General features: G+C 71.1%; 10 protein-coding genes. 5 read left to right on the forward strand and 5 right to left on the reverse strand.

The features are described 5' to 3' along the window. The first annotated feature begins 155 nt into the window (after positions 1-155). The gene (locus tag D7V88_RS32680; protein ID WP_120544540.1) at positions 156-1,754 is read left to right on the forward strand and encodes an MBL fold metallo-hydrolase; all 1,599 of its coding nucleotides are present in this window, start codon (positions 156-158) and stop codon (positions 1,752-1,754) included. Here the strand turns inward: D7V88_RS32680 and D7V88_RS32685 are convergent. After that, positions 1,691-2,746, reverse strand: a complete 1,056-nt coding sequence (locus D7V88_RS32685; protein ID WP_120544541.1) for a hypothetical protein — start codon at positions 2,744-2,746, stop codon at positions 1,691-1,693. The genes D7V88_RS32680 and D7V88_RS32685 overlap by 64 nt on opposite strands. Positions 2,747-2,867: 121 nt before the next feature. On the opposite strand from D7V88_RS32685, the gene D7V88_RS32690 reads away from it, so the two are divergent. Together D7V88_RS32690 and D7V88_RS32695 are read left to right on the forward strand one after the other, a co-directional pair. Continuing rightward, entirely contained in the window at positions 2,868-3,689 is an 822-nt protein-coding gene (locus D7V88_RS32690; RefSeq protein ID WP_120544542.1) for a methylase, read from the forward strand. Between the two features lie 299 nt (positions 3,690-3,988). Continuing rightward, on the forward strand, positions 3,989-5,311 hold the full coding sequence (locus D7V88_RS32695; RefSeq protein WP_120544543.1) for a carboxylate--amine ligase: 1,323 nt from the start codon (positions 3,989-3,991) through the stop codon (positions 5,309-5,311). A gap of 27 nt (positions 5,312-5,338) precedes the next feature. Here D7V88_RS32695 and D7V88_RS32700 read toward each other — a convergent pair whose 3' ends face one another. The 3 genes from D7V88_RS32700 to D7V88_RS32710 all read right to left on the reverse strand — a co-directional run bounded on the left by D7V88_RS32700 (position 5,339) and on the right by D7V88_RS32710 (position 8,134). Next, positions 5,339-6,784 carry a type III PLP-dependent enzyme domain-containing protein gene (locus tag D7V88_RS32700; RefSeq protein ID WP_120544544.1) on the reverse strand — a complete coding sequence of 482 codons (1,446 nt, stop codon included), beginning with the start codon at positions 6,782-6,784 and terminating at the stop codon, positions 5,339-5,341. A 13-nt stretch (positions 6,785-6,797) separates the two neighbouring features. After that, on the reverse strand, positions 6,798-7,658 hold the full coding sequence (locus D7V88_RS32705) for a glycosyltransferase family 2 protein (RefSeq protein ID WP_120544545.1): 861 nt from the start codon (positions 7,656-7,658) through the stop codon (positions 6,798-6,800). A 287-nt stretch (positions 7,659-7,945) separates the two neighbouring features. Beyond that, positions 7,946-8,134, reverse strand: coding sequence for a hypothetical protein (locus tag D7V88_RS32710; RefSeq protein ID WP_120544546.1), 189 nt, complete (start codon positions 8,132-8,134; stop codon positions 7,946-7,948). A gap of 176 nt (positions 8,135-8,310) precedes the next feature. On the opposite strand from D7V88_RS32710, the gene D7V88_RS32715 reads away from it, so the two are divergent. Beyond that, the gene (locus D7V88_RS32715) at positions 8,311-9,069 is read left to right on the forward strand and encodes an arginyltransferase (protein WP_120544547.1); all 759 of its coding nucleotides are present in this window, start codon (positions 8,311-8,313) and stop codon (positions 9,067-9,069) included. Here the strand turns inward: D7V88_RS32715 and D7V88_RS32720 are convergent, their stop codons facing one another. Beyond that, entirely contained in the window at positions 9,070-9,969 is a 900-nt protein-coding gene (locus tag D7V88_RS32720) for an alpha/beta hydrolase (RefSeq protein ID WP_244238518.1), read from the reverse strand. A 387-nt stretch (positions 9,970-10,356) separates the two neighbouring features. On the opposite strand from D7V88_RS32720, the gene D7V88_RS32725 reads away from it, so the two are divergent. Continuing rightward, positions 10,357-11,316: glycosyltransferase (locus D7V88_RS32725; RefSeq protein WP_147448951.1), on the forward strand; the 960-nt coding region annotated here is incomplete at its 3' end.

The raw sequence follows: 11,316 nt of genomic DNA on the forward strand, positions 1-11,316 counted from the left end.
GGGCCATGGGTGCGGCGGAGGGTAGCGGCGTTCGCGGGCGGCCCACAACCGGAGGCGTCTCCCCGGACGCGAGCGACCCGGCGGCCCGTCGCTGCCCGAGTCGCGAGGCTCGCGGGCCCTTGCGCAGGGCGACGGGCCGTGCGACGTCGCCGTGCATGCGACTCACCCTGCACCGTGGTGTCAGCCTGGCCGTCCTGGCTTCCGCGAAGACGGAGGCCGACCACCACGAGGATCTGGGGTGCAGCATCCAGGGGCCCACCGCGCGTCCGGTGCGCCGGGCGCAGCTTCCGCTCAAGCGGCACATCGCCGCGCTGGGCCGCGAGGGCGCGCTGCGGGAGGCCGACGCGCTGGTGCGCTGGCTGGAGGACACGCCCCGCTATGCCGCGCTGTGCGTGGGCACGAAGCGGCGCATGGGACGTCGCGTGCTGCGCGAGGACGTCCTCTTCCCGGATGCCCTGCGCCACCGTCCCCGCGTGCTGCACCTGCGCCAGGAATCACTGGGCCTGGACGTGCCGGTGCGCGCGAAGGACTGGCCGGTGGTGGCGGACCTGTTCGCCGCGCTCGCTCGGGGCGCGACGCCGGAGGAGTTGCGCGGACTGTCTGTCGTACCGGTCGTGGATGAGCTGTTGGGCGACATGTCCCAGGCCGGCTGGCTCGTGCGGCACGAGGGGCCGGTGGAGGTGCCCGGACCGGGGGCCCTCTTCGTGGGGCACAACACGGTGCTGGTGGCGGGCAGGGAAGGGCGCGTGCTGGTGGATCCGTACTTCCGTCCCGCCGGGGACGCGGACCTGCCCGGCTACGGGCCATTGCAGGCCGGGGACCTGGGGCGGGTGGACGCGGTGGTCATCACGCATTCACACGGAGACCACTTCCATCTGGGCTCGCTGCTGCCGCTGCCCCGCGATACGCGCATCTTCGTGCCGACGGTGGCGCGCGAAAGCCTCTTCTCCACGGACTGCGCGCTGCGGCTCACGCAGTTGGGCTTCACGCGCGTGGAGGCCCTGCGCTGGGGCGAGACGCGGCAGGTGGGCGACGTGACGGTGCGGGCGCTGCCCTTCCACGGCGAGCAGCCCACCGATGGCGAAGGGCCGCACTCGGGCCTCTTCAACGAGGGCAACACGTGGCACGTGAGCACGCCGGACTTCTCCGCCGCCTTCTTCGCGGACGCGGGCCACGACGTGCGCGGGGACATGGATGCGGTGTGCCGTGCGGTGCACAAGAAGCAGGGCCCGGTGGATGTGCTCTTCTGCGGCGTGCGCGGCTTCCGGCTGCCGCCCATCTTCTTCGGCTTCACCACGCTGGATGCCTTCCTCGTCAACGTGCCGCGCGACGCGCTCACCACGCCGCAGCGGTTGATGGCGGGGCCGGAGGAGGCGCTGCGCTACGGCGCGTTGCTGGGTGCGCGCTACGTGGTGCCCTGCGCGGATGGCGGTGCCCCCTGGTACTGGCGCGAAGGCATGGGGCCTCGCTACGAGGGCTATCCGGGGGAGCCCGTCACGGGCGCCAGTTCGCTGGATGAGAACCCGGACGCGGATCCCTATCCGGAGCGCTTGGCGGAGGTGCGCAAGGAGCAGGGCGAGGGCCCGAAGGCGCTGTTGCTGCGGCCCGGTGAGGCGCTGAAGTGGCGGGGGGCCCGGTCGCCGGAGGTGCGGCGCACGCCCGGCTTCGAGTGGCCCTTCGGCGACTGGCGTCAGCCCGCGGTGGAAGTCCCGCGGCGCAGCAATCCGCGCACGCGCCAGAGGGCACCCAGGTAGAGGAGGCCCAGGGCGACGAGGCAGGTGATGCCCACCGCCACGTACCGGCGGATGAGGTGGCTGATGTTCCAGCCGTAGGTCTGCACCAGCTTGCTCGGGTCGCTCAGGCCCACGCCATCAATGGAGCCGAAGGGGATGCGCTCCACGTGGGAGAGAGCGGCCCACCACTGCTCGAAGCCGTCCATGAACGCCGCCGCGCCAATGGCGACGAAGCCCCAGCGCAGCGCGTGCCTGCGCAGGGAGTGCTCCGGGGGCACGTAGAAGGTGGCCATCAGCGCCGTGCCCAGCACCATCATCCCTGCGTCGCCTCCGAAGGTGACCAGGGCCTGGCCTTGCATACGGTCCAGGCCCAGCGTGCCCACGGCCTGCGCCAGCAGCAGCACCGCGCCCACCCCCATCCACGTCCACTGGCGCCGCTTCCAGCCCTGATACACGAGGGCCGCCTGCAGGCCCGCCATGGCCAATGGGATGAGGGTCGAGCGCTCCTCCGACACCGACGTGACCCACAAAAAGGGGGTGGCGCTGAAGCCGCAGAGCCAGGCGGTGACGGCATGCCCCAACTCGTGCAACGGCATCGTGAGGACGATGCGCAACACGCCGCCGAAGCCCGATGAACGGACCGTGAGGTAGGCGACGAGGAGCGCCGCAGGAAGGACGCACAGGCGCAGGCGCGCCTCCAGGAGGCCCTCGCCGCTCGTCTCTTCTGTGTGGAAGGTGATGCCTTCCAGGCGGGGGTCCTGCTCTGGCTGCGCCGCGACCAGGAGCGGCACGAACGTGGGCACGGCGTGGGCCTCCAGGGCCTCGCTCAGCGCGAGCCGCTGGTCCTCCGCTTCGTGCAGGACCGCGTCCCGTTTCGCGGCGTCCCGTTCTTCGGCCTGTCGGGTGGCGGCGCGCACTTCCGCGCGCAGGTAGATGACGCCGCACGCCGGGCACTCGGGCCCCGCCGCACGGGGGGCGCCACAGCGAGGGCAGCGGGTGGACGGGTCGCTCACGGAACCCAGACTCTAGGTGCGATGCGGGACGGACGAAAATCCGGGCGGTGCGGCGGACCCGAGGGCCTGGGAACGGACCGGGGATCTTGACGTCCCGGCGACGCTCGCCCATGTCCAGGGGATGGCAGACGCCGAGCTGGACATCCGCACGCGGGGACGCACCGCTCCCGGGCGCCTGCGCGCGCTGGACGCGTACCTGTGCCACTTCGAATCCGCGCTCCTCACGCGTCAGGATGACGCCTGGGCCCGCGCCGCCTTCGTGGACGTGGGCTTCGGGGAACACCCCTGGACGACGCTGGAGAGCGCCGCGGCCTTCCGCGCGTTGAACCCGGAGCTGATCGTCGTGGGCGTGGAGCTGGACGCGGAGCGCGCGGGTGCCGCCGCGCGCACCCACGCGGATGCGCGGACGCACTTTCGCGAAGGCGGCTTCACGCTGCCCCTGTCGCCGGACGAACCCGCCCGCGTCGTGCGCGCCATGAACCTCCTGCGCCAGGGCCCCCTGGAGCGCATCCCGGAGGTGCACCGCACGCTGTCGCGCTCCCTGCTGCCATCCGGCCTGCTCGTGGAGGGCAGCTCCGACACGGACGGCGCGGTGCTCGTGGCCCACCTGCTGCGTCGTGTCTCCGAGGACGCGCCCCCCTTGCGTGAGAGCCTCCTGTTCCACACCAACTTCTCCCGGGGCTTCGCGCCGCTGCTGCTGCGCGACTGGCTCCCCCGCGACCTGCGCCGCCGCGTTCGTCCAGGCGAGCCCGTGCACGCCTTCTTCCAGGCCTGGGAGTCCGCATGGAAGGCCGCGCGCGCCGCCGGCCACACCTCACCGCCCGACGCCTTCGCGGAGTCCATCCCGCGCCTCGCGGCCATGACTCCAGGGGTCGCCACCGACGCCTGGCTGCTGACCCACGGGTGTCTGCGCTGGAGCCCGCCCGGCGGCATTCCTCCCTGACGGAAGGTCGCTGCTTGGAGGTGCAATCGTCGCGGGGGTCGATCGCAAGCGCAGCGGGAAAAGGTATTCTGTCGGGAATTGCCCTCCGGGCGTCACCCGGGCTTCCGGAAGGCAGATGGCTCGACATGAACAGGCACCTTCTGACGCTTCTCACCGCGGGTCTGATGGCCAGCACATCGGCCGCCGGTCCTGCCACCCCCGATGCGGGTGGCGGACGCCTCGCGCAGCGTCTGCGACAATCCCGTCGTTCCTCCGCGCGCCCTCGCGGCGGGGCCGACACCGCGAATCTGGAGCAAGAGATGGAAGAGGCGGCCTTCTCCGATGAGGCCCCCGCGGCAGTCATCGCGGCCCGTCCCCCCGTGTTGCTGTTCTCCGCCAACTTCTACGGCACCCTGGCCGCGGCGCGCTGTCTGGGCCGCCACGGCGTGGACGTGACGGTGGCGGATACGGGCCGGCTGGGCCCGGCCAGCTATTCGCGCTTCGTCAGCCGCCGCGTGCAGTGCCCGCCGGAATCCCAGCCGGAGGCCTTCCTCCAGTGGCTGGTGGACTTCGGCCTGCGCGAGCCCGTCAAGCACGTGCTCTACCCGACGAGCGACGAGCTGGCGTGGCTCATCGCCGCGCACCGCCCGAAGCTGGAGGACCTCTTCCACCTCTACGACCCGGGCGTGGACGCGGTGTACGGGCTGCTCAACAAGCGCCGTCTCTACGAGGTGGGCACGGAGGTGGGCCTGCACCTGCCGCGCACCTGGTTTCCCCAGTCGGAAGCGGACCTGGAGCAGGTGCGCCGCGAGGCGAGCTTCCCCGTCCTGCTCAAGCCCACGACGCAGATCCTCCACGCCACCCACCGCAAGGGGCAGCCGGTGGCGTCCCCGGAGGACCTGGCGCGCGAGTACCGCGAGTTCGCCCGCGACACGTACGCGCCCATGCTCGTGAAGTTCGATCCGGCCGTGGTCAACCCCATGGTGCAGGAGTTCCATCCGGAGGCGGCCGAAGGCATCTACAGCCTCTCCGGCTTCGTGGACGAATCCGGCGAACTCTTCGAGGCCCGCGCCGCCATGAAGGTGCTCCAGCGTCCGCGCAAGCTGGGCGTGGGCGTCTGCTTCGAATCCGCCCCCCTGCGCCCGGACCTCGTCGCGGGCCTCACGCGGCTGTGCAAGCGGCTGGGCTACCACGGCGTCTTCGAGGTGGAGTTCATCCAGACGAAGGACTCCTACCTCCTCATCGACTTCAACCCGCGCTTCTACGGGCAGATGGGCTTCGACATCGCGCGGGGGCTGCCCCTGCCGCTGCTCGCGTACCACGCGGCCACGGGCAACCGGGACGCGCTCGCGAACGCCGTGGCGGACGCGCGCGACGTGGCCCCCCGCCATGACGAAGAGGTGTTCTGCAACCGCATCGCGCTGGAGATGCTGCTCAACCTCCAGCGGCTGTCCGGCGCGCTGCCGGCCAGCGAGGCCCGGCAGTGGCGGCAGTGGCTCAACACCCACCGTGAGAAGGCGGTGGATCCGCTCATCGACCGGGACGACATGATGCCCGCGGCGGTGGAGCTGGCCACCATCGCCTACGGGTCCGCGCGCCACCCCCGCGCCTTCCTCCGGATGATGGTCTTCAACCGGAGCTGAGAGGCGCGGCGGACGACGGGCGGGCCGCTAGCTGGCGGCCCGCGAGGCCACGGGGGCCGGCGCATCGAAGGTGATGAGGTCCTCGTTCTGCTCCGCCCGGCGCAGCACGCGCACCTTCCCGCCCTCCACGCCGACGATGGCCGGCTGCGGGAAGGAGAAGGACGTGCCGAAGGGCACGAAGTACGCGCCCGCGTCCATGATGGCCAGCGTGTCGCCCACCTTCAGCTCCGGCAGCCGCACCGCGTGGTACAGCGTGTCGCCCGGCGTGCAGATGGGGCCCACCACCGTGTACGCCCGGTGCGCGGGCGCGTCCGGCCGCTCGACGTGGAAGAGCTGGTGGTACTCGTTGCGCACGCACTCCGCATGGTTGATGCCCATGTCGAGCACCGCCCAGGTGCGCTCGCCGCCGTCCTTCAGCGCGTGCACGCGGCCCAGCAGGAGCTGCGTGTTGCCCGTCATCGCGCGGCCCGGCTCCAGGAAGATGCGCGGACGCGCGCGGCCCTTCTTCGCGTAGTGCGCTTCCACCTGGGACACCACCTTCGCCACGTAGCGCTCGATGGAGAGCGCCGCCGCGAAGTCCGGCGCCGGCAGGTCGCGCTGGAAGGTGAGGTTGAGCCGCCAGTCCCTGTTCTCGATGTGCTCCACCGTCGGCGTGCACAGGCTGCCGCCCAGGTCCAGCACCTCCAGGTCCAGGCCCAGCTCCCGGTGCAGCTCGTCCGCGAAGTCCAGCACGGAGCCGACGAAGCCCTCCAGCTCTCCTTCCGTGCGGATGAGCTCGCCCCGGTGCGCGTGCAGGCCCACCACGTCCAGCGTGCCCGCCGCCAGCGCCTTGCGGTACGCGGCCAGCGCCATGCCGCCCGCGATGGGCGTGCCGAACTGCGACGTCCAGCCCTGCGCCGTCGTCACCCGCACCGCGACGCGCGGGCGCTTGCCCAGCTCCGCCGCGTGCCGCGAGAACACGTCCAATTCCTCCACGTGGTTCGCCGCCAGCAGGCCGATGCCGCGAGTAATCGACTCGCGGATGGACGCGTCCGACTTCACCGGACCGTTGTAGACGATGCGCTCCGGCGCCACGCCCAGCTTGAGCGCGAGCCACAGCTCGTAGGCGGAGATGACTTCCGCGCCCACGCCCTGCGCATGCAGCGCGGCCAGCACGCCGGGCACGGGGTTGGTCTTGTACGAGTAATAGACTTCGCAGCCGCCCGCCGCGCCCGGGGGCACCGCCTGGAACGCCGCCGCGTTGCGGTTCAGGGCGGCCAGGTGCACCACGTGCAGCGGCGAGCCGTGCTCCTTCACCAGGTTCGTGAGCGACACGCCTTCCAGGAACAGGCCCTGGCCGGGACGCGACTCCAGGCTCCACGTCTCAGGGGGGAGGAAGGCGCGCGCGGGGGCCATCGCACGCTGAACGACGGGCCCCAGGGTCTGCTTCAACTGCCGCTTGGCGGTTCCAACGAGACGACGACGCAGGCTCACGGTGGGGACTCTTTCAGGAAGCGCGGGGCAGCTTGAGGGGCAGGTAGCGCGTCAGTTCGAAGCGCTTCTTCAGCGCGCGCGTGGCAAGCTGCAGGAGCCGGTACTCCAGCTCCCCGTGCTCACGCCGGTACTTGTTGTGGATGATGGCGTTGGACTCCGCCACGGACTTCTCCACCTTCTCGCCCTTCTTGCCCAGGTCGTGCATGAGCGACGGCTTGCCCACCCGGTAGTTGAGGATGGGGCGGTTCACATAGACGTGGCCGTAGCGGCGGATGCCGCGCATGTAGAAGTCCACGTCCTCGTAGACGGGGATGTTCGGATCGAACCCGCCCAGCGGCTGGAAGTAGTCGCGGCGCACCATGCACGCGGAGTTCACGTACAGCGTGCCCAGGAACAGGATGTGCGCCACCGTCCACGCGCTGTTGGGCGTGGTGGCGCCCACCCTCGCGACGCGCTCGAAGTAGCTGCTCTTGTCCTCCAGCCACTCGGGGTCCTCGCTGAAGGGCACCACCCAGCCCACCGCCACGCCCGCGTCCGGCCGCGCGTCCAGGGCGGACACCATTGCCTTGAGCGCGCCTTCGGCCAGCAGGTCGTCGTCGTCCAGGAAGTGCAGGTAGCGGCCCCGGGCCAGCGTGGCGCCGTGGTTTCGCACCAGCGCGGGACGGCCCTTGGACGGCACCTCCTGCTTGAAGTAGCGCACGCGCGCATCACCCAGGCCTTGCACCGCTTCGCGCGCGGTGCCCTCGGGCGAATCGTCCAGGACCAGCACCTCCACCTGGACGCCTTCCTGACGCAGCGCGGAGTGGATGGCCTCCACCACTTCCTTCTCGCGCTTGTACGTCGGCATCACCACCGAGACGTCAATCTGGGACATGCCGGACTTATACCGGGCGTGGCCCACGACTGAGAAGCCAGCCGGGGGACTGCCTGTCCCGGACGACCTGGAGTGACGGGACATTTTGCCACAGGGGCATTGCGCCCCGGTTCCGCCCCAGTGTCCGGCGCTACCCGCCTGCCTCACGGGGGAGGGGGCGTCCGGGCATTCCTCCCGGTTTCTCGGAAGTTTCTACTGCGTCGCCGGCCACGGATCCGGCAGGTTTTGCGGTCCTGGCGCGACAGGATTGCCACACCGTGGCCGTCCGCCCGCGCCCGTCCGCGGCGTCAGAAGCTGGCCACGGCGAAGTCGAAGCCGTCGTCGAAGCTGTCGTCGTCCTCACCCAGGTCGCGGGTGGAGGCGATGAAGGGCTCCGGGGCGTCCTCCTCCGAGAACGCGTCGCCGTGGGCGGTCAGGTCGGTGTCTTCCGCCGGGTCGAGCGGCAGCCATCCGGGAAGCAGTTCCTCGCGGGCCATGTGCGTTCTTCCTCTTCCGCAAGCAGTACGGCGTCAGCCGGTGACTTGCAGTCGGTGTGCCACCCTTCGATACGGAACGGATCATCGGAATGGGTCGTTCCCGACGGAGGGTGGGTCGCCGACCAGGCAGGCACTGCTTGACGGAAGGACGCCGGGCCGACAGGAAAGGAACACCGATGGCCGTCCTGCTGGCACACGAAATCGAAACTCCGCGTCCGTGCAGCTATCTGCCGGGGCGGGAGGCGTCCCTGGAGACGCTGTTGATGCGCAACGTCACGCCCCGGGAGTACGAGCACCTGCTCGTGCGGGGGTGGCGCCGTTTCGGGCCGCAGTACTTCCGGCCCGCGTGCGTCTCCTGCCAGGAGTGCGTGTCCCTGCGGGTGTCGGTGGAGGGCTTCCAGCCCAACCGCAGCCAGCGCCGGGCCCGGGCCGCGTGCGCGCACCTGCGCGTGGAGGTGGGGCCGCCGCGCGTGGACGAGGAGCGGCTCGCGTTGTACCGGGCGTGGCACGCGGAGCGGGAGACGGTGCGCGAATGGGACGCGTCGGAATTGGGCGCGCGTGAGTATTCGCTCCAGTTCGCCTTCCCGCACCCGTCCGCGCGCGAGGTGGCCTGGTACGACGACAGCGACCCGGCGGGTCCGAAGCTGGTGGGCCTGGGCCTGTGTGACGAGATGCCGCAGGCGTGGAGCGCGGTGTACTTCTTCTACGACCCCGCTTACTCGCGACTGTCGCTGGGCAAGGCGAGCGTGCTGTTCCAGGTGGAGCTGGCGCGCGAGCGGGGCATCCCGTACGTCTACCTGGGCTACCGCGTGCTCGCGTGTGATTCGCTGCGCTACAAGGCGGGCTTCCGTCCGCACGAGCTGCTGGAGAGCCGGCCCGCGATGGATGAGCCCCCGCACTGGCGGGCCGCGCTGGACACGCCCGACACGCCCTGATCAGGAGCCGCCGAGCAGCGCCGCGGCGAAGAAGTCGCGCAGCCGGCGCGCGTATTCCTCCGGCGCCGTCTTCGCGTATTCGCCGTGGTGCGCGCCCTTCACCACCCAGTAGGCCTTGGGTTCGCACGCGGCCTGGAACATCGCGTCCTGGAGGAACGCAGGCGCGTACGCGTCCACGTCGCCGTTGATCAGCAGCAGCGGCCGGCCCTTCAGGTCGCACAGGCGGGCCATGGGGTCCACCGCGTCCACGTCCACGCCGGACAGGCGCATCGTCCAGAGCACCGGCTGCACGCTCAGCGGCCCCCACTTGCCGTAGCTGTAGCGTGTGTCGGCGACCAGCGACGGATACGCGCCCGCGGCGGCCACCGCCTTGAGGCGTGGGTCATCCAGCGCCTCCAGCAGCGCGGTGGTGCCGCCCATGGAGAAGCCCAGCACCCCCAGCCGCGAAGGGTCCACGTCCGCCCGCGCCGACAGGAAGTCCACCGCCGCGCGCAGGTCCTCGCGTTCGCGGTCACCCCAGGTGACGAGGTCGCCGTCGCTCTCGCCGTGGCCGCGCGAGTCGAAGAGCAGCACGCCGTAGCCCGCGCGCGACAGCGCCTCCGCCTCGAAGAGCATCTGCGTGCGGTTCTCCGCGAAGCCGTGCAGCACCACCACCGCCGCGCGGTTGCGCGACGGCACGTACCAGCCGCGCAGGGTCAGCCCGTCGCGCGTGCGCAGCACCGCGTCCGTGCGGTTCGCGAGCGTCGCGTCGCCGAGCGGCTTCAACGCCTGACGCGCGGGATGCAACACGGCGCGCGCCGTGCGCACGTTGCGTGCCGCGATGACGACGGCCAGCGCGAGGAGACCCGCCAGGGCGAGCGCGAGGAGGCGGGCAGGGCGCAGGGGGTTGGGTTTCTTCACGGGGATGGGTTGTGAGCCTATATCCAGGCGCTGGGTTCCCGACAGGAGTCCGCCGGGCGGAGGTTTCCGCCCCAGGGAGTCACACGTGCTGGAGGACCGCCCCCAGGGTGCCGCTGCCCCGTGTCACGAACCCGCCCGCCGGGCTGCCGGGCCCGTGTTTCAATCCTCCGAAAACAAGGGGCCAGGAGATCCAAAACCATCACGCCATTCAATTGTCCGCTGAGTGGCGCGCCCGTGAGTCCTTCGCTACCTATGGCACGGTGCCTGGGCTATTGATCCACGGGCCATTCAACGGGAGGGCCCGGCGGTCGTTCGCGAGCCGCACGGGAAATGAAAATCATTTCTTTCCGGGAAACCCAGACATTGAACCCGCTGGCGCAGCGAGACATGACCGCCTCCGCACCGGCGCCCGCCAGACGGCGCGTGTTGTTCACGCTCGTCTTCATGGGGACGGGCGGCATCGAGCGCTCGGTGTGCAACGTGCTGGCGGGCCTGGACCGGGAGCGGTTCGACCCTTCGTTGTTCTTCCACCACGGGCCCCCGCCGCCGGACACGCGTGACCGCATCCCCGCGGACGTGCCCATCTCCTGGGGCGTGGGCATCGAAGCGTACCGGCGCTGGGAGCTGCCCCGGATGCTCTGGAGGCTGTTCAACGAGGCGCGCAAGGCGGACATCATCGTCTCCGGGCAGGAGGGCCGGGCGGCGCTGCTGGCGCGGATGGCCGGGGCGATGCTGGGCAAGCCGGTGCTGGGGATGGTGCACTTCGACTGGGGGGCGTTCCACCGCGAGCAGCCGCGCCGGCAGCTCTGGGGCCTCAAGGTGCTGTACCCGGGCATGGACCGCATCGTGGCGTGTGGCTACGACTCCGCGAAGGCGTTCGCGGAGCTGGTGAACGTGGACCGCGAGCGGCTGGAGGTCATCCCCAACTTCGTGGACGCGCCGCGGATCCGCGCCGCGGCGCATGCCCCGCTGCCGCAGTGGGCCCAGGCCGTGTACCAGAAGCCGGTGGTCATCGCGGTGGGCCGGCTGGAGGCGCAGAAGTCCTTCGACGTGCTCATCCGCGCGCATGCCCGGATGCAGGCGGCCGGGGCGGACACGCACCTGCTCATCCTGGGGGTGGGGTCGCTGGAGGCGGAGCTGAAGGCGCTGGTGAAGGAGCTGGGTGTGGAGTCGTCGGTGTTCATGCCCGGCTTCGCGGACAACCCGCATGCGCTGATGGGGAGGGCGACGGCGTTCGCGCTCTCCTCGCGCTTCGAGGGCCTGCCCATGGTGCTGCTGGAGGCGCTCGCGCTGGGCTGCCCCATCGTCAGCACGGACTGTCCCTCCGGCCCGGCGGAGGCCCTGGAC

Origin of the sequence: Corallococcus terminator, from assembly GCF_003611635.1 — a bacterium.
GTDB lineage: Bacteria > Myxococcota > Myxococcia > Myxococcales > Myxococcaceae > Corallococcus > Corallococcus terminator.

Bases quoted from the DNA above. Each gene is read 5' to 3' on its own strand.
- D7V88_RS32705 (WP_120544545.1), bottom strand. From the start codon at position 7,658: ATGTCCCAGATTGACGTCTCGGTGGTGATGCCGACGTACAAGCGCGAG.
- D7V88_RS32680 (WP_120544540.1), top strand. From the start codon at position 156: ATGCGACTCACCCTGCACCGTGGTGTCAGCCTGGCCGTCCTGGCTTCC.
- D7V88_RS32715 (WP_120544547.1), top strand. From the start codon at position 8,311: ATGGCCGTCCTGCTGGCACACGAAATCGAAACTCCGCGTCCGTGCAGC.
- D7V88_RS32710 (WP_120544546.1), bottom strand. From the start codon at position 8,134: ATGGCCCGCGAGGAACTGCTTCCCGGATGGCTGCCGCTCGACCCGGCG.
- D7V88_RS32690 (WP_120544542.1), top strand. From the start codon at position 2,868: ATGGCAGACGCCGAGCTGGACATCCGCACGCGGGGACGCACCGCTCCC.
- D7V88_RS32695 (WP_120544543.1), top strand. From the start codon at position 3,989: ATGGAAGAGGCGGCCTTCTCCGATGAGGCCCCCGCGGCAGTCATCGCG.